Source organism: Paraburkholderia sp. RAU6.4a (assembly GCF_050435625.1).
In the GTDB taxonomy this organism is placed as follows: Bacteria; Pseudomonadota; Gammaproteobacteria; order Burkholderiales; family Burkholderiaceae; genus Paraburkholderia; species Paraburkholderia tuberum.
This window is the reverse complement of sequence record NZ_JBNDKQ010000002.1, coordinates 24,846-43,717: the sequence shown is the minus strand read 5'-3', so window position 1 is coordinate 43,717 and position 18,872 is coordinate 24,846. Positions and strand designations below refer to the sequence as shown.

The 18,872-nt window shown below is 57.2% G+C and carries 16 protein-coding genes; 4 read left to right on the top strand and 12 right to left on the bottom strand.

The genetic code is table 11. The annotated features are described in order from the left end of the window. Positions 1-6 precede the first annotated feature (6 nt). From OKW40_RS04895 to OKW40_RS04885, 3 genes are all read left to right on the top strand, one after another. Positions 7-1,101 carry an enolase C-terminal domain-like protein gene (locus tag OKW40_RS04895; RefSeq protein ID WP_429488529.1) on the top strand — a complete coding sequence of 365 codons (1,095 nt, stop codon included), beginning with the start codon at positions 7-9 and terminating at the stop codon, positions 1,099-1,101. Between the two features lie 41 nt (positions 1,102-1,142). Next, the gene (locus tag OKW40_RS04890; RefSeq protein WP_184062800.1) at positions 1,143-2,540 is read left to right on the top strand and encodes an MFS transporter; all 1,398 of its coding nucleotides are present in this window, start codon (positions 1,143-1,145) and stop codon (positions 2,538-2,540) included. Between the two features lie 62 nt (positions 2,541-2,602). Then, positions 2,603-3,649 carry a TauD/TfdA family dioxygenase gene (locus OKW40_RS04885; protein ID WP_429406290.1) on the top strand — a complete coding sequence of 349 codons (1,047 nt, stop codon included), beginning with the start codon at positions 2,603-2,605 and terminating at the stop codon, positions 3,647-3,649. Between the two features lie 538 nt (positions 3,650-4,187). Here the strand turns inward: OKW40_RS04885 and ltrA are convergent. Then, positions 4,188-5,555, bottom strand: a complete 1,368-nt coding sequence (ltrA, locus tag OKW40_RS04880) for a group II intron reverse transcriptase/maturase (protein WP_184062322.1) — start codon at positions 5,553-5,555, stop codon at positions 4,188-4,190. A 421-nt stretch (positions 5,556-5,976) separates the two neighbouring features. Here ltrA and OKW40_RS04875 point away from each other — a divergent pair, with 421 nt between their 5' ends. Continuing rightward, entirely contained in the window at positions 5,977-7,131 is a 1,155-nt protein-coding gene (locus OKW40_RS04875) for an IS110 family transposase (protein ID WP_429488527.1), read from the top strand. A gap of 469 nt (positions 7,132-7,600) precedes the next feature. Here OKW40_RS04875 and OKW40_RS04870 read toward each other — a convergent pair whose 3' ends face one another. The 11 genes from OKW40_RS04870 to OKW40_RS04820 all read right to left on the bottom strand — a co-directional run bounded on the left by OKW40_RS04870 (position 7,601) and on the right by OKW40_RS04820 (position 18,813). After that, complete coding sequence (locus OKW40_RS04870; protein WP_184062805.1) at positions 7,601-7,789, bottom strand: hypothetical protein; 189 nt, start codon at positions 7,787-7,789, stop codon at positions 7,601-7,603. Between the two features lie 11 nt (positions 7,790-7,800). Further along, the gene (locus tag OKW40_RS04865; RefSeq protein WP_260321309.1) at positions 7,801-8,319 is read right to left on the bottom strand and encodes a hypothetical protein; all 519 of its coding nucleotides are present in this window, start codon (positions 8,317-8,319) and stop codon (positions 7,801-7,803) included. 307 nt (positions 8,320-8,626) lie between these two features. Next, the gene (locus OKW40_RS04860; RefSeq protein ID WP_429488525.1) at positions 8,627-9,139 is read right to left on the bottom strand and encodes a hypothetical protein; all 513 of its coding nucleotides are present in this window, start codon (positions 9,137-9,139) and stop codon (positions 8,627-8,629) included. 71 nt (positions 9,140-9,210) lie between these two features. Beyond that, positions 9,211-10,383 carry a mandelate racemase/muconate lactonizing enzyme family protein gene (locus tag OKW40_RS04855; RefSeq protein ID WP_429488523.1) on the bottom strand — a complete coding sequence of 391 codons (1,173 nt, stop codon included), beginning with the start codon at positions 10,381-10,383 and terminating at the stop codon, positions 9,211-9,213. 66 nt (positions 10,384-10,449) lie between these two features. Further along, entirely contained in the window at positions 10,450-11,787 is a 1,338-nt protein-coding gene (locus OKW40_RS04850; protein ID WP_184062809.1) for an MFS transporter, read from the bottom strand. Between the two features lie 31 nt (positions 11,788-11,818). After that, entirely contained in the window at positions 11,819-13,384 is a 1,566-nt protein-coding gene (locus OKW40_RS04845; RefSeq protein WP_429488521.1) for an FAD-dependent oxidoreductase, read from the bottom strand. 50 nt (positions 13,385-13,434) lie between these two features. After that, positions 13,435-14,499, bottom strand: a complete 1,065-nt coding sequence (locus OKW40_RS04840; RefSeq protein WP_260321311.1) for an aromatic ring-hydroxylating dioxygenase subunit alpha — start codon at positions 14,497-14,499, stop codon at positions 13,435-13,437. 237 nt (positions 14,500-14,736) lie between these two features. Then, positions 14,737-15,582: an amidohydrolase family protein gene (locus OKW40_RS04835; protein ID WP_184062811.1), complete on the bottom strand. Its 846-nt coding sequence runs from the start codon at positions 15,580-15,582 to the stop codon at positions 14,737-14,739. Between the two features lie 44 nt (positions 15,583-15,626). Beyond that, the gene (locus OKW40_RS04830) at positions 15,627-16,730 is read right to left on the bottom strand and encodes a zinc-dependent alcohol dehydrogenase (RefSeq protein ID WP_184062813.1); all 1,104 of its coding nucleotides are present in this window, start codon (positions 16,728-16,730) and stop codon (positions 15,627-15,629) included. A gap of 27 nt (positions 16,731-16,757) precedes the next feature. Next, positions 16,758-17,552, bottom strand: coding sequence for an amidohydrolase family protein (locus OKW40_RS04825; protein ID WP_429488519.1), 795 nt, complete (start codon positions 17,550-17,552; stop codon positions 16,758-16,760). Between the two features lie 7 nt (positions 17,553-17,559). Next, complete coding sequence (locus tag OKW40_RS04820; protein ID WP_429355392.1) at positions 17,560-18,813, bottom strand: Rieske 2Fe-2S domain-containing protein; 1,254 nt, start codon at positions 18,811-18,813, stop codon at positions 17,560-17,562. Between the last annotated feature and the right edge of the window lie 59 nt (positions 18,814-18,872).

Genomic DNA, 18,872 nt, shown 5'->3' with positions numbered 1-18,872 from the left:
CAACAAATGGTAGAAAATCTCGACGTTGCAAGTCTTCTCGGAACGAAGATCGCGATCTCCATTGGGGCCGCTGAAATTCCGATTACGCCTTTTCGCGCGCTATCCGGTTTCCGCAATCATGTAACCGTGTTCTATGCATTGATCCGCGATGGAAATGACCGGTGCGGATTCGGCCATGTGCAGCACATGACGCGCGAGGCTTCGTTGGATGCGGCGCATGCCGCTCAAGAGCTATTGAGAGCACAGAGCATTAAACTCTCCACCCTGATCGCTATCGAAAGAAGCGAAGAACGGCATTTCGGTCGGGATTCGGATAACGCGACTCGCGCGGCAGCATGCGCTATTAGTCTTGCAGCGTGGGACCTCTTAGGTAAGATCCTCGATGTTCCGGTTGCGCATCTTTGGGGCGGTTTCGCTCGTCCGGTGCCCTGTTATAGCAGTTACCACCTCGCATTTGCAGCCGACGACGATCTTGAAGCGGCGGCCACTCACTGCTTTGAAGAAAACTTCACTCGCGCGAAAATGATCGTCGGAGCCCAGCCCTTCGAGGTAGATATCAAGCGCGTCGAGCGCATGCTCATGATGTTCGGTGCGGACAACCTGGCGATCGACGCGCTTCGTCGCTGGACGCCGCAACAGGCGAACGATTTCGTCAAGCGACTTTCGGCCCCGCTGTTTTGGGTAGAAGATCCTGTTGCCTATCCAGAACTTAACCGTGTATCGGTCGCCTCGCCCGTTGCCGTTGGTGAGATTAGCACGAGCGTCTCCGAGCTGCTGCTCCTCGCCGAGTCAGGCGCTACCCATATGCTGCTCGATATGGGACTCTTGGGCGGTCCATTGCGTCAACTCGAAGCCGCCCGCATTCTAAACCGCATCGGAACTCGCGTCGGCTCCCATGCCTATCCGTACTACTCCGCGCATATCGCCTGCGGCGTGGACGATCATCTGCCCGTAGAAGTATTGGACTGGGGCGACTGCCTGTTCCACAAGGTGCCGCGTCCCGACGGAGTTGGCAGCCTGGCCGTTAGCGGACCTGGCTTCGGCCTGGACGTGGATCGTTCCTTCTTGGAAAACCGCTGCCACTGGTCCGTTGAGTTTTAATCCATTTAGCATTTTGGACTATTTGCTAACAGAGGATACCCGTGATTGAAAATATATTAGGGCGAGTAGACGTCGATAAGATGATCGAAGGCGCGAAGTTTCAAGGCCTTTTGATCGCGGTGTCGATCTGTCTGTTCTTTACGCTATTGATTGACGGCATGGACTTCACGACACTCGGCTACCTGATGCCGGTCGTGGCCAAGCATTTCGGCGCGAGTCGTAGTCTCGTGACGCTGGCGCTGTCTGTCAGTCCGATCGGTGGCGCTTGCGGTGGATTTATCGGTGGCTCGCTTGGTGACCGGTGGGGCCGTCGCCGTGCATTGATCGCAAGTGTGATTCTTTTTGGTAGTGCAACGGTTGCGATTTCGGCGGCACCCAGCATGCAGGCTATCATCGCATTTCGCCTGATTGCTTCCGTCGGACTTGGTGCCGCAACTCCGAATATCGCATCACTCCTGTCCGAACTGTTGCCACAGCGCATTCGCAGTCAGGTCATGGCCACGGCATTTATCGGATTCCCGCTCGGTGCATCGCTGAATGGTCTGCTGATTCCATTGGTCTTGCCGCATTTCGGTTGGCGCGGTGTCGTCATGTTTGGCGGTGTAGTGCCGCTACTTCTCGTTTTCGTACTTTTCGGACTCGTGCCGGAATCTCCCGGCTTTCTTACGCTGAGAAAATCAAGAAATAAGGAACTCGCGACCACGCTACAAAAGTTGCGCCCGGACCTTACGGTATCAAGCGAAAGCCAATTCTTCGTTGAACGTCCCAAGTTCGGTCGCGTTGGTGTTCGCATGCTATTTTCGCCGCAATATCTCCGGGATACGCTTTGTCTTTGGGTCAGCGGGGCGTCCAATCAGTTTGCGGCCGTCTCTTTCTCCAGTTGGGCTTCCTCGGCACTGACGGGCATGGGCTTCAGTTTCTATGTCGCAGTTCACGGCCTGATGGTTTCGAATTTTGCCGGCGCAATCGGCGCATTGATCGGCGGCTGGCTGCTTGGCCGGTTAGGTTCCAGAAAATCGCTGCAGTATACTGCTCTGCTCGGCGTATTCGTTGCCCTCGGATTGTTCGCGCTCACAATCAACCACGTGAACGGCCCCTCAACACCGCTTGAGGACCTGGCGTTGATTGTCGGCATGGGCTTGACCGGCATTTCGATCGCAGGCATTCAACTCGGCGAATATCCTCTTTCTACCAATATCTACCCCCTCGAATTTCGTGCGTCCGGAGTGGGGTGGGTGGTCGCCGTCTCGCGCGCGGGCGCCATTTGCTCCGTTTCGATTACTGGGTGGGTGATCAAGAGTTTTGGTGCGCCGTATCTTTTCTTGGGCGTTGCAATCTCCATTGCTGTCACGTTTATCGCGCTTGGTTTGCTCAAGACTCATATTCCGAAACGATCTGTAGAACAGCAGGTTACGGAATCCCAAGCATCACCCGTCTAGAGTTCGCTGAATGACTCACGGGATGACTGATCGTCATCCCGCTTTTATATTTGGAGAATCATATGAATACTGTTATTGATGACCCCTGCGACTGGCGCGGCGCCGCTATGGGGTCCGCAACAGACTGGATTCACTCGTTGACGCCGGATGAAATTGACGAGATCGAACGGGCAGCAGCGCATGCCTATTCCCTCGGAAAGACAATCGATACGTTGACCATGGAAGATTTTCCGCTTCCGGACGTCGGCGTCCGCTTGTCTCACCTAAAGGAGTCACTGGAGAATCAATACGGGCTGTATGTCCTTCGCGGATTTCCAACAGAAGGCAAATCAGTCGACGATCTCCGTTATATCTTTTGGGGAATCGGATTGCATCTCGGGACCGCCGTTTGCCAAAGCTATAAAGGAGATTTTCTCGGCGATGTCCGTGATTTTGGTACAAGCGATGGTCGACTTTACAATACCAACGCCGCCGGTGGATTCCATGTCGATACCTGCGACGTAGTCGGTCTGTTTGTCGTGCGTCCGGCGAAGTCTGGCGGACTGTCACGAATTGCCAGTACCGTCGCAATACATAACGAAATCGCGCGGACCCGACCAGATCTGTTGGAGGTGCTCTACCAGCCGTTCTGCTGGAAAACTACAATCCCAGCTCCGTTTAGTGCAGGTCATCCGCCCTACTTCCAGCAGCCGTTGTTTTCGCGAGTAGCCAACAAGCTCTCGTGCTTGTGGCTTCCCGTGAAGATCAATCTCGCCCAAGGGATGGAAGGCGTTCCCCATCTGACGGATAAGCAACGCGAGGCCATCGACCTGGTCACCCAACTTGCCGAAAGCGAAGAGTTTGCAGTGTCCATGATGTTCGAGGCCGGTGACATGCAGTTCGTCAATAACCATGTCTGTGTCCATGGACGTACGGCGTTTGAGGATTACACCGACGAAGCGAGGAAGCGCCATCTGTTCCGCCTCTGGCTCTCGGTGCCGAATTCTCGTGAACTTGATGTGAGCCTGAAGCCGACATATGGGGAGGTCGGCGCTGGCCAAGTCCGTGGTGGCATTGGCCGTGAATGTGGGCTGCGCAAGTATCGTACATACGAGGCGCTGGTAGATTAATTTCGTAGGAAATGCGAGGTGGTACCGCTCGCCGCGCTCCTCGCGTTTCTATTCCTCTATAGTTCTACACGAATTTGACGCACGTATCTTCTCAAGGTCCATATGGCGATGGACACTTTGGCGCTGTTGCCCCCCGTGCATGTGACGGCAGCCAACGAGCCGCAGACGTGCCAGTTGGCCAACTGGCGCGTCGAGTTCAGAAAGCCGCCGGTCAGACTGTCCGGTGGCGCTCGCCGGTGACAGCTCACCGGCGAAGAGCCTGCCAGGCCGAGTCGGGCAAGGCATCCAGCGTTAGTCGTCAGGCTACCGGTCGCGAAAAAACCTTCGCTCTGTTGCGGAGCCGCTAAATGGTCGAATGCATCTTCTGCTGGCTCAGCAGCTTCGTATTCTGCGAGCTTCAGCGCATCCACTTTCGAACTCTCAACAGCACCTTTTAGCGATACATTTCAATCGGGATAGGGGCAGGCCTCGCGGCCCGGCCCCTCCCACACCACCGTGCGTACGGGTCCGTACACGGCGGTTCGGATCGGTTAATCGACTATGGCCTTAGTGATGGAAGCCCCAGCGAGCGAAGGTAACGGTTTGACAGGGCGATGCCCAGCGCGGGACTGCAACTCAGCCGCCACGCATCGTGTGGCGAACCGACCGTCTGGGCAGCAAGGTTTCGGCTGACGCCGCGTACTGTCAGCTCCCGGAATCTTGTGCGGCCCCGTTTCCACTGCTTCCAGAAGAAGCAGCGGATGCGGCGGCGTATCCATTCATCCAGGCGTTGCAGAACGCTGGGCGTTTCGCAGAAACCGAAGTAGCCCCGCCACCCTGCCAGATAACGTTTCAGCGCGCCGATCATCTGGTCGACGCTGACCCCGCGCGTGCGTTGAGTCAATTCCCGGATGCGCTCCTTGAGGCGGGACAGCGCCTTGGGCGCAATACGCCGTTTGACCTTGTCCCGATCCGAGAAGGTGAACCCCAGAAACTTCCGCGTGTGTGGCCGTGCGACCGCGCTCTTGGTCTCGTTGACCGTCAGCTTCAGCCTGCCGGCGAGGAAGGCCTTCAGCCCCGCCATCACACGCTGGCCCGCGCGTTCGCTGCGTACGTAGACGTTACAGTCGTCAGCGTACCTCGCGAAACGCAGCCCGCGTCGCTCAAGCTCCCGGTCAAGATCGTCGAGCATCAGATTGGATAATAGCGGGGACAGGGGACCACCCTGGGGTGTGCCCTCGTCCGTCGCACCAACCAGCCCGTGCTCCATCACACCCGCCGTCAGGAAGGAGCGGACCAGCTTCAGCATTCGCTTGTCGCTGACTCGCTTTGCCACCCGACTCATCAGGATGTCGTGGCTCACGCGATCGAAGAATTTCTCCAGATCCAGATCTACAACCCATCGGTACCCCGACTGGATGTAGCTTTGCGCCTGCGCCACGGCCTGATGTGCCGAGCGGCCCGGACGGAAGCCGTAGCTGGACTCCGAGAACGTCGGGTCCCACTGCCTTTGCAACACCTGCAAGACCGCCTGCTGGACGAATCGATCAAGCGCAGAGGGGATGCCGAGCTTGCGCACGCCACCACCATCCGGCTTGGGTATCTCGACCCGTCTCACAGGTTGAGGCTTGTATGTGCCGTTCAGCAGCGTGGCCCGTATCGACGGCCAATGCTCCCGCAGGTACGCCGGTAATGCCTGAACGGTCATCCCGTCCACGCCCGGTGCGCCCTTGTTCGCTTTCACACGCTTCAACGCCTGCTTCAGGTTCCCCCTTTCGCAGACTTCTTCCATCAGTCGGTCATATGCCGACGGGCTTTCAGACTCGGGGTTCGCCGCCATAGGTTCAGCCCCTCCACCAGCAGCCATCGGGGCTTCACCCCTGCTTCCGCTGTCGAGGACGCGATGCGTTTTCTGCTGCTCTCCCATGTCGAGTTCTCCGGCTTACTCGCCGCTCCTTTCCGTTCGGGCCTTCAGGCGTCGCCGCCCTAATATGCCCTCTGCTGACTCCTGCACGGTGGTCAACGGCCCTTGCGAGCCGCTCAGTCCTGATTCCAGGACGCCATGCAGGCCTCCCGAGGTAAGCGCAACCGCCTTCACCACACACCTGCCAGATCTACCACCCCAGCCCTTGATGGCTATGGACTTCGCAATCAATTGCTTGCTCGTCCGGCTAGGTAGGCCTCGCATCTGGTTTCTGTTCGTCAGGTCATGGCTTTGCTACACGCTTCCTTCAGACCCCGCCTCACGACGACGCCCTTGCGTTTCGCTAGATCCTATGCACGAAGGAGCCACTAAACACGCCGATCATAAAATCAGCCCGTGTGGATCTTACTCAAAGGAGAGAATCATGCGCACAGATCATGCAGACACGACCCATCCCGAAGCGCTTGTGCTGGCAGTCTCGCTGGAACTGGCTGCGACAAAGTGGAAGGTCGCGCTGCACGACGGCCGCCGCGACAACCCGGCAGTGCACACAGTGGCGGAGCCACAAGCCGCATCCCGCCTGCAGGCTGTGCTGGCCCTGATTGCCCAACACAGGGAGAAGTGGGCACTGCCGGCGGATGTGCGGGTCGTCGTCAGCTACGAAGCCGGCCAGGACGCATTCTGGATCTATCGCGCGCTGCAGGCTCGCGGGATCGAATGTCATGTCGTCGATCCCGCGAGCATTCCCGTTGAGCGTCACAAGCGCCGCGCGAAGACCGACCGGCTCGATGCCATCAAACTGGTCATCAACCTGCGTGCGTGGCTGCGCGGCGAACGCGACCGCATGCGGGTAATCCGCGTGCCGTCACTGCAGGACGAAGCCTCCCGCCATCTGATGCGTGATCGCGGACAACTACAAAAGGAAGTGCTGCAGCATCGCGACCGTATGCGCAAGCTGCTAGCCACGTTCGGTTGCTGGGATGAGGTCGGCAGCAGGAAGTTCGCCGACCGCCTCATCCGCGGCGAGGTACGGTGTCACGATGGCGCGCCGCTGCCACCCGAGTTCCACGAACGGCTCGTACGCGAGTGTGAACGGCTCGCACTGGCTGAGGAGCAACTGGCGGCACTCGAGAAGACGCGCCAGACCAGTCTGCCCGAGCCTGCGCGCACCCGGATCAGTCATCTCACGCGCCTGAACGGCATCGGGCAGGTTGGGGCCTCAAGACTGGCGCTGGAACTGTTCTGGCGGGAGTTCAGCAACCGCCGTCAGGTCGGCGCGTGCGTGGGCCTCGTCCCGCAACCCTACGACAGCGGCGAGAGCCAGGTGGACCAGGGCATCAGCAGACAGGGCAACCGGCGGGTCCGGGCCCTGCTTGTCGAGATGGCCTGGTCCTGGATTCGCTACCAGCCCACGAGCGCGCTGACGCAGTGGTTCAACCACCGCACCGAGGGCACAGGCCCGAACCGCCGGGCCCGACGGATTACGATCGTCGCGGTGGCACGGCGCCTGGCGATTGCGCTGTGGCGCTATCTGAAGGATGGCGTGATTCCCGCCGGAGCACAGCTGAAATCCGCCTAACCCCTCAGACTCCCGGGAGGTTTGTTCAACGATGTGAGATGAAGCAAATATGGTTTGAAGCGAGCATGCCCGTGTGAAGGACTGGTTGCGCAGCCAGCAACCGATTTTCTAGATGGGGCATGCTCCCGGCGATCTTACCGGCGTAACGCGCATACAGGATGAGGCTGGTTTCATGCCAGCGGATAGAAGTTGGTGAGACGTCAGGTCTCACGGGCGCAAGGATCGACTTCAACCATCGGTGGGTTCAGCGCAACGGCGCCCACTCGCGGTACGAACTGTGAGGAGAGTTCGCTTATCGATGATCAGTCAGTCTGTAAAACGGCTTGACAAGGGACTACTCATAGAAGTCCTTCACCACCATCAGGTTGGACAGGGGACTCACACCCCCAAGCTGTTGCGCATGCTCGGCGCACAATAGAAAAGCCCGGAGAGTCGTCTCCGGGCTCTTTTATAGATCCACAACCGAGGCTCAGGCTTCACCTTTGATCTTGTCGCGGATGAGCACGCCGATAAAAAGCAGCCAGGAGATGCCGAGACCGAAGTAATCGAAGTTACGCAGCGGACGGTAGTCCGCCCAACCCCAACCCGTTGATCCGTCGATGGCCAGCAGCGTCAGCGCGATACAGATGGCGATTGCGATCCAGGTATTTTTTTTCATGCGAGTGCTCCTTAAGCCGATACTTTTTCTTCGACAGACACACCGACCAAAGTTGGGTCGGTTTGCAATAGACCACCTTTACCCTTCAGGTTGAAACCATTCCAACCGTCCCACAGCCACATAGGGTTCAGGGTCGGGCGGAAGCATGCAGCCATATAACCGCTATACGCAAGCAGCAGCAAACCGTTCATCAGCAGTTCTTGCGGGCCCGAAAACAATTGACGCGGCGTTGCGGAAATGAACGTATTCAGCCAGAAAATCGTAACCGTCGTCGGCATTTCGAGAATCAGCGTCAGTAAGACAAAACGGTTCGTCAGAAGCAGGAAGCCGTAAATCGCCTCCATATACTTGACCCAATGATACATACCGATTGCATCGGCACCGGCCAAATACTGACCAGCAAGACCAGGAACCATCGGTACGTACCCGTCGATCACGAATCGAATGCCTGAGAAGAAAAGGTGTGCGCCGAAATACAGCCGAAGCCACGTAATGACGTACTTCCACGGGGAAGAATTAGCGCTTTGCATAAGGAAATATTTCCAAAAAGTTAGTGCAGTACAGCGACGAAATATGCCTGCGGCAGGCATACCCCAAAGGCGGTGGTCCAGACCACTGCCTGAGCGCCCGTTAAATGATGCCTTTGCGTCGATCCCGAATTAAAACGGTGATGACGCAGATCCATGGAATTGCCAGGCCAAACATATCGCGTGCGCGCAATTCTCGATATTCTGTATAGCCCAGTCCTGTGGATCCGAAGAATACCCAGCACGTCATGATGACGCAGCATGCAAGGCCAATATAAAGATTCCGGTTACTTTTCATCTTCGATCTCCCTTATGCGAAATCGCTTGATTTCTTAATAGTGGACGTCGATTCGGCGCCTTTACTCAGCCTCAAATGCTCTTTCCAGACGTCGACCTTGAAGCCCTCCCATAGCGCGAGCGGCTTGTTTGGCTTAAACACACTTGCCATATAGCCGCCATACGCCACCAGAATGAGGCCATTCATTAGTAGTTGATTCGGACCCGAGAACAATTGACGTGGAGTCGCAACGATAAAGGTATTAATCCAGAAAATCGAGATAGATGTCGGGAACTCGAGAATTGCGCCGAGCAACACGTATCGGTTCGTCAGCAACAGGACGCCGGCCAGCATTTCCACTGCTTTAACGGCATAAAACATGTGAATGGCATCGAGCGCCTGCACGTATTGGCCTCCGATGCCTGGAATAAACGGAACCCAGCCTGTCGAAAGATAGCGGAAACCCGACCACAAAAGATCGGCGCCGAAATAAACCCGGAGCCAAAGTACAGCATATTTCCACGGTGGCGAATTAAGTCCGTGCATCGAATATCTCCTATATTGGATTATGGTTATGCAACGCGCCGGAATCGAGCCCGCCGCCTTGTGTTCCGCTACTACGCTTCGACAACCCGATGCTGCTGTCCCGGCGTATGAATCTTGGCCAGTAATTCTTGATTCAATGCAAATCCGAATCCGACGCCTTCACTCGGATACGCAAAGCCGCCGCTAAAGCGCTGGCCGCCGATAGCCAAGTCCTGATCGACGGGGATATCACCACTGTTCCATGCTGCGTGGATCGCGAGAGGGCCCATGCTTTCGCTCATGAACTGGCATGCCCACTCGTTTGCGACCATGAGATGCGTGCTCGGCCCGGATTCGACACCCGATCCGATCAGCGTGCTGCAAAAGACAGGAATGTCGTACATGCGACATGCGGCCAGGAATCGCTGTGCCTTGACCAGCCCGCCGACCTTCTGAATCTTGAGAACGACGCCATCGGCCGAACGGCGTTCGGCGATTTCGCGGAGATCGCCCAACTCTTGCGCTCCCTCGTCTGCGTATATCGGTGTGGTGATACGCTCGCGCAGTTTCGACAGGCTGTCGCGGTATTGATGCGCCAGTGGCTGCTCCATGAATGAGAGGTTGTATTGATCGAGGCGCTTCATCGTCGCCAACGCCTGCTCGTAGTTCCATGAGCCATTCGCGTCCAGGATGATCTTGGCATCCGGACCGAGCGCGGCTCGCACTTCGCGGACCGTAGCCACGTCGTTATTGAACGTATGACGGCCGACTTTGAGCTTGAACGCCGAGAAGCCATTTTCGCGGACCTGGATCGCGAGCTCGGCCACCTTTTCGGGCTCACCCGCCGACAATACCCAACCGAGCGGAATCTTCTCGCGAGTGCGGCCACCCAACAGGCTGTAGACTGGCACGCCCAAAGATTTGCCCTTCAGATCATGCAGAGCACAGTCGACCAACGCCTTCGCCTGATTGTTGTCGCGTGCGAGTTGATCCATCATGCCGACGATCTTTTCGATATTGCTCGCTTCTTCACCAAGCAAAATTCGTGGCGCGAAAATATCGGAAATCATCGCCGTCATCGACGCTTGGCTTTCACCGCGATACCACGATGAAGTGTCCCCCGACTCCGCATAGCCGACGAGACCGTTGTCGGCTGTAATAGCCAAGAAAAGCGTATTCAGGCATGTGATTGTGACATTCGGAAGCTTAATCGGCTTCTTCAGCGGCATCGAAATCGGAATGCACTCAACGCGGGTTATCTTCACTTGATTTAAACCTATAGATATTCGTGGGAAGGGACGTCAGAAATGACGCCCCGACGCGACGACGAGTTATTGCACAACTGGCCGACGCAATGCACCGCTGACACGGATCAGCAGAATCACTGCCAATGCCACGGAGACCACGTAGCAGATGACGAACGAGGCGCCAAGTGCATTCGCACCGTCGAAGAATTTAGCAACGAGCGCCACCACGGTAGGGCCGAGTGCCAACCCGACGAGATTCGTGATCAAGTAATAGAGGGCGGTGATCTTGCCCATCATGTTACCCGGCGTGAACTCGGCATTCGTTGCACCGCCTGCCACCGCGAACATCGCAAACATGAACATTTGGACGAAGTAGAGGACGATACCCGCGCTCATCGTATGGACGAGCGGGAAGCATGCCGTAACGACTGCGGCGATTGCCGTTGTGACTGCCGCTACCCGAACAGGCGCATCGACCATGCCGCGCTTGCGCAACCGGTCCGCGATTCCGCCGCAAATCAGGAGACCGAGTGGGGAAGCGAGCAGTGCAACGCCGCCTATCGCCTTACCGATTTCCGGACGGGCAACATGTAGCGTGCGAGCGATGATTTCCGGAAGCCATGCCATCTGGGAACCAATGGCAATACCGTATAGGCAAATCGCAGCCCAGAGTTGAACATACACGCCACGATTCTTCCAGACGAAGCACATGGTCTGCTTGTACGTCACATCGGAAATATCGGTCTGGAAACGACGGGGCGGCTCACGCAGCAGCCAAAGCAGAATCGCGAACGGAACCCCAATGATGCCCGGCACCAGCAGTACAAAGTGCCAGGGCTTCATGCCGCCGACGACAGGTAGTGTATCGAATGCGCCTGCAGAAGCTGCCTTCAACAGGACGGCACCGAGAGCCATGGACAAACCAGTACCCAACATCGGACCGATATTGTAGATACCGAAAGCAATACTGCGACGATGCGGCGGAAATGCGTCACGAATCATCGACTGCGATCCGGGTGCCAGCGCCGATTCACCAACACCGAGACCAACACGTGTGAAGAACAACTGGAGATAGGTCGTACTCAGACCACAAAGCATCTGAACCACCGACCATGCCATGATCGCGCCGCCGAGGAGCGTCTTCCGTTGGTATTTGTCGACCAGAATGCCCATCGGAATACTGAGCATGCTATACAGCAACATAAAGGAAAGGCCAAGCAACAAACTGACCTGAAGATCGGAAATTCCGAGGTCTTCCTTAATCGGTCCGACAACGAGAGCAAGCGCGCCCCGATCGATAAACGAGATGACGTAGGTGGACGTCAAAACGATAAGCATCCACCATGCACCTTTGGTCGTCTTTGAATCTTCCACGTTGTCGGCGGGGGCCAACTTCGTTTGTACATCTGCGATCTCACTCACTACGGTGTCTCCTTGCTAATTATCCGTACAACTATTTAGCGCCCTTCTCCCGCCCACTATCGGCGAGTGCGGTCTTTGCCGCCGTCACGCCAGATACGATGAACTCGGCGATATCGCCCATCGAGTTGTAATACGGTCCCCATAGCGATCCGCATTCTCCGATTGCATAAAGACCGGAAATCGGCTTGTTCTGATGATCGAGAACACGCTGACCTGCGTCGTGTTTCGGACCGCCGTGCGTGTTCAAATAGGTCGGGAGCATTGGCCCGATCGCGTAGTACGGGCCTTCATCGTTGAGCGGCACGAGGAACGTTTCGCGCCCGCAATCGCGATCAAGGTTGTTGCGGCACTGATCGTTGTAACGCTCAACCGTCTCGCGAAGTGCGGCCGGATCGAGGCGGCCGGCCTTGCACACACCCTGGATCTCCGGCCACTGGCACTTCAACGCCAGTTCTTCAAGCGTATCGGCCTTGATGACGAGGCCTTCTTCGATTTCCTTGAGGTTGTCTTGCGACCACGGCGGCACACGCGAATTCAGCGTCGTCATTGCCGCACCGCCCGCACGCACCTTTTCATCGAAAATGTGGAATGCCGGCACGTTCGTGAATTCCGGGGTGCCCGGCGTCGTTGCCAACCAGGTATCGCGATTGGCCAATCCATGTTGGACAACCGACGTGTCCACCGTTTCGTTATGGAAGCGCTTCGCCTGGCGGTTGACCCACAACAGACTGCCGCCGTCCTTGAAGGCGCCGCTTTTATAGCCGAAGCCCGCGACCTTGTTCAGGTCGTAAGTCACATAGACGTAGCCTTCCTTCGTCTTGATGCCCATGTTCAGGGGGCCCGCTACGGCGTTCATGTGCCAGAGTTGCGCGCCAACCTCCTGCGCCATTCGAATGCCGTCGCCGGTCAGATTCGGGCTACCAAGGAAGTAGATCGGGCAAGCAGTCAGGAATTGTTTGCACATGGCGTCGTTCGCCTCGAAGCCGCCACTGGCCAACACGACTGCCTTGCGAGCACGCACCGCGATCGTCTTGCCGTCATGTTCGGCTTCAACACCGACAATCCGTTTCGTGGCCGGGTGCTGAACCAACCTGGTGACGCGAGTGTTGCACTGGACGCGGCCACCCGCCTTCTCCGCTTGTGCGGAGATCGCATTCCAGAGGCCAGCTCCGCCCGGTGCGGCGACGACGCTCATACCTTTGATGCTTTCCCCGCCGGGAGCCCCCGGGAATTCGGGAAAAAATCCCGGTGCCGAGAACGGCTGCGGGTTGTCCTTGAGCGGCAATTCGAGTTTGTGCTGCCAGGCGGGTATGTTCTTGAGGCTCGACACGAAATGGCGAAGAACGCTTTCATCAGTTTGGCCTCCACACAGCCAATTCAGATATTTGAACGACTCTTCTTCGTCGACAGAGGTCATGATCAGACCGCCCGCGACGCAGACCGAGTTGCCGCCGCCCTGCGCACCCTTTTCGAGAATGAGCACGTCGGCGCCCTGCTCAGCAGCTTCAAGCGCAAACACCGCGCCGGCGCCGCCGTAGCCGACAACAACCATATCGGCCTGGTCATCCCATCGGGGCTCGGTCCAATTCAATTCCATTTTCGTTATTCCTCGTGTCTCAGAAAACATACCAGCGCGGTTCGATCTACCTAGGCTGCGGGGGCAGCAGCGGCTCGCTCAGCCTCTTCCGCCGAGCGAAGACCGTTGTAGATTTCGTTGTAACGCAGCACCGGTTGATCCATCACCAACATGATCATCTTGCGCCCCGGCGTTTTCGAGATCGTTGCCTGCTGCGTCTCGATGATTGCCTTGTCTTCAGCGAATGCGGCTTCGGCGATCGCGAAAGCGTGATCTGCCAGATCGGCATGCTCGTGATCAGGACCGAAGTTGTAGAAGAACATCGATTCCGTATCGTTGATCGGCGTGATCATCTGGCATGTGCAACGGCGGAAGATCGGCTCTTCTGTGGGCCTGCCATCGACGAGACGATCCTGAACGCCCGGGGCGTACGAATGGATCTTGAGGATGAAGACGCCCGGCACGAGGAACGTGCTGACGACGTTGTCGTCGGAAGGGATTTCACCGAAGTATGGATTCGACTGACGTCCCAGGTGCCAGCGGTCAGCAACGACGCCACGCTCGACCGTATCGATGCCGCGCTTTGCTTCACCATCTTTCTGAATCTTGAGCGACACTTTGTTGTTGGCACCGAACGTCGCTTCGTGAACATACGGTGCGTGCGAAAGGTCGAGCAAGTTGTCAGCGACAATTTCCGCGTTCCCCTTCCATACCTTCTTCGAGCATTTCATCGCGAAGACAGCGCTGTCCGGACCTTCGATCGGCGGAATCAGCGCGGGATCAGCCTTTGCAGCGTCACCCATCCAAACCCATGCAGCACCATGTTTTTCTTCGATCGGGTAGCTACGAACGCAGACCTTCGACGAGATACGATCGGTGCCCGGGATTTCGGTGCAGCGTCCGTCGGCGGAGAATTTCAGACCATGGTACATACAGCGCAGTTCATCACCCTCCTTACGGCCGACCGACAGCGGAACCAGGCGGTGCGGACACAGATCTTCAAGTGCTACGAGCGTGCCGTCTTCCTTGCGGTAGAGCGCCAGTGCCTCGTTCATCACCGTGAACGGGACGATATCAGTAGCCGAAAACTCGCTCGACCATCCAACCATATACCAGCAGTTCCGGAGGAATTTCATTGTCAGTCTCCTGAGAAAGGAATCGAGAACGGATAAATCGGAACAAGGTGCGACACAATAGACCTGCCAGTTTGCGCATGCGACCTCTGTGACTCAACCGGACTGGCATCCTAAATAGTATTCAATTCAGTATTCATGGCATCTTATCGCGTTGCTTCGCGCGACATGACTCGGGATAACCCTGAAATGCACGTAAACGGCGTTCCAGTCAGAACGCCGTTTATGTTTGCAACTTCATTAGCTGAAGTAGACGCGCTCAGCCGTCGTATGCAGCACCTTGCGCTGATCTTCGGCCGACAGGGTGGAGACGGAGTCCTTCGCCAGCTGGACCATGTCCTTGTAGTCGCCCTTCGATTGAGCGATGTCGGAACCCCACATCACACGATCGGCACCGAACGAGCGCACCACACGCTCGACAACCGGCGCGGACGGCAGCTCGAGCGCTTTCAACTTGCCGAGGTTGATCATGGAATAAAGCAAGAAGACGTTCGGACTGTCGACGAATTTCAGCAGTGCTTCATCCACGCCGTAATCCGGTCCCGGGCCCTCGCCGACAATATTTGAAAAGTGGTCAAGAATAACCGGCGTATCAGGGAACTCCGTCACCACGTCTTGAAGCGCTTCGAGTGCTGCCAAACGATTCCAGCGGTAGAAGTGCAGACGCACGCTGCCGCCGAGATCCGTCACTGCTGCCCATGCACGACGCGCTTGCGTCGAAGCGAACCAACTGCTGTCTGCACCTTTCTTCGGTTCCGTCAGACGGATGCCGACCGAGCCGCGCTCGCCGACCCAGTATTTCACCGTTTCTTCGACGTTCGGTGCCAGTGCGTCGAGCATGCACAGCGAACGCAGACGGTCCGGATATTTCTGTGCGGAATCCACGACGTAGTCGTTGTGGAAGCCGTAGAGGTGCGCGCGTTGGACCGCGAGCGCCTTATCGATACCGAATGTGCCGAGCAAGTCGATCAAGCGCTCAGCCGTTACCGGATTGTCGAATGCGTTTTCTTCCAGAACGCCGCTCAGCGGCGACGGCGGATATTTCTCGCGGTCGGTCGAAATAAGGTGTGCGTGGCTGTCAATCATGACGTTACCTCTATTAAATTCAATTTAACCAATGATCTGCGGCATTATTTCCACGGGTCCACGCACACGTGGATCGCACCTTGAATGCCCCGACCTGCGGTGGCCAGAATTGCGTCGTGCACCTGCGACAGGCCGAACGTGTGCGAGCACACTTCATCGATCGGATAGCGGCCTGAGCCTACATAGCGCAGTGCCAATTCGACCGCTGCGTAGCTACGGCCACGCGGTGCACGAACCGTCAGATAGCGCTTCTTGATCTCGCCGATCGGTACGTGCTGCTCCAGGCCGTTCAGGCTCAGATAGGCGCCTTTTGCCGCCAGTGCGATCGACTGCTTGACGATCTCGCCCTTGGGGTCGCCGGTCGTATCAACCACGACGTCCACGCCCCGACCCTTGGTGATACGCATCACTTCGGCTTCGAGCTCTTGCGTTTCGACGTTGACTGCATAGTCGGCGCCCAGGCGCAGCGACAGATCGAGACGACTTTGATCGCGCGTCATGCCGGCCAGAATCACCGTATATGAGCCTGCGGCCTTTGCCGCCAGCACGCAGCCCAAGCCCTGCTGGCCCGGTCCCCAGACGAGTACGACCTTACCGGGACCTGCGCCGCCGTCGAGACACGCCCACTGCACGCCGTTACCGAACGGCACTGCCAGTGTTGCGTGCGTTGCCGGCATGTTTTGCGGAATTTTATGCAACACCGTGTTGAGCGGCAGATGCATATACTGTGCGTAGCCACCCCACAAATGCGGTGCCTTGTTGGCGGTGGACATGCCGAACCGATCGGTATTCAGGCGATCCTTCACATTGAAGAAATCGACGTCCATACACAGACGGAAATCTCCCTTCATGCACCATTCGCAGTGCCAGCACGGGAGATATTCGTGCAGAGCAACGCGATCGCCGGGCTTCACGCCCCAACGCTTGGCCGCGACTTCACCGACTTCTTCGATGGTCCCGACGTTTTCGTGGCCCATGATGACCGGAACGTGGCCGGCCTTGCGGTAGAGCTCGGGATCGCTGCCACCTACGCCACTCGCTTCGATGTGCAGAATTCCGGTTTCAGGCTTGACAGTCGGATAATCGAATTCACGAATTTCCGTGGTTTCGACATCCGTCTTAACTGCTGCCAGTACCTTCTTCGTCATGTGTTTGTCTCCTGCTCGTTTTCGATCTCAGAGTTTCCAAAATACGCGAAGTGCGTTACCACCGAAGATCGCGTTGAGATCCTCATCAGGTATTCCATTGAGTGCAATACGGGTGAGATCCAATGCATTCCCGTAGCCTTCGCGAGAACTCACGACTGGGAAATCGGAACCCCACATCAGGCGATTCGCGCCGAATGCGGCTACCGCCTCGTGGACAAGCGGCGACGCCGCGTCCCCGAAGGGACGGCCCAGATGCCAGGTTTTCGGGTCGCGAGGCATCAATTCGCCTAGCCCCGGAACCTTGAGCATGACATTCGGAAAGGCGGCGAACTTGAACACCTGGCGACGAATAGCTAACTGCTCATCTGTCGTGACGGGCGTGCTGGTGCCACCCAGATGTTCGAGGACGATGGTCGTCCCTGCCAACCTCGCAACCAGTTCGATAAACCCCTGCGCGTTGAATGCTTCCGCCGACCCCACGCAACTGACGGGCAATCCAGTTTCCTGGACTGCACGCCATGCTTCCGGAAGACGACCATCCGGAAGACACGAGGAGGGGCGAAGCCGAATACCCGAGACGCCATCGGTTGCGAGGTTTTTGATCGTCATTGCAACGTCCGGGGCTTCGACATCAACCCAAGCCACGCTCGACAGACGGCCCGGATATCGCTTGACGCAGTCTTGCTGATATCGGTTATCCGTCTGTCCGATCATCTGAGTGAGAATGGCCATATCAACGCCATACTCATTCATTTGGTCGATCAACGTCTCGACAGGCTCATACCAATGAGGCGAAACATGCGCGTGACTATCGACGATCATGTGGACCTCAGGCCTTCAGAGCGACTTCCGGATTGAGGGGTACTTCTTCTTTCCACGTACGGTCGTTCGGGAAAATCACCGTCGAAGCGTGAATCTCATTCCACGGAATCGTGGTCGTCAGCACGCTCGGCAATTCGCCGCTTTCCGAGTAAGCACGAGCCGCACGGATCATCTGACGACGCCATGCAACGACCGCGACATCCGATGTGCCGAGGTGTTCCTTCGTGCGGTCGAGGATACGGCCCTGAGTTTCACTGACTGCGTGGTCCTGCGTCAGGATGCCCTTGATGCCCGACATCGACGTCGTCTTCATGGCCTCGCGATCCTGCTTGTACCAGTTGTCGATGTTGAGCTCCTTGCGGAAGTTTTCATCGAGCCAGTGACCGCCTTCCTGAATACGATATTCGATATCGACAGGCTGCGTTTCGTCGAAGAACCACTGGATATGCCACGTCGATTCGTCATCGCGCGGAACAAATGCATTTGCCATGCGACGGTTCTTGCGCACGCCGAATCCATCGGGCGGAATCAGCGTGAAAAACGGCAGGATCACTTGCGTGACGCGGGCGTGCAACTTGCCTTCTTCACGGAAATTGCGCACGCCTGCATAGCGCAGGCCGTAGTGCGTGTACTCGACTTCGATCTTCGGACGCAGATCGCGTTCGTGTTCGTACTTGGCCGGCGCTGCCCACGGTTGTTCACGGTGCAGGACGCCTGCGTGTGCGGAGTCGATCGTGCCCTCGACGGCTTGGGCGTAGTTGCAGTCTTCGAGTACCTTGAACGCAACAACCTTTTCCGCCGGGTACGATAGGAAATCGAAGTCGGGGAATTGGGGAACCTTCGCGGGATCGCCCATATACGTCCAGATCACGCCAGCGACTTCTCGAGTCGGATACGCCACTGCCTTGATACGCGAGCACAGCTTCGAATCTTCCGGCTCCGTCGGAGTGTCCATGCACTGACCATCGACGGCGAACTTCCAACCGTGATACAGACAACGCAGGCCGCCGTCCGAGTTGTCGCCCAGCGCGAGCGACGCACGACGGTGCGGGCACTGTTCTTCGAGCAGGCCAACCTTGCCGTCGCTATCGCGGAACGCCACAAGGTCTTCGCCCAACAGACGCACACGCACGGGCTTGCCGCCCGGCTCGCTGATTTCGGACGCCAGCATCATCGGAATCCAGAATTGGCGGATCATGTCGCCGTTCGGCGTGCCTTTACCAACCTGGGTCAGAACGTCGTTATCTTCGCGGGAAAGCATGGTTTGCTCCTAGATTTTGTTTATCTGTGAATATGCGCGGGAGATAAATGCGCTCCCAC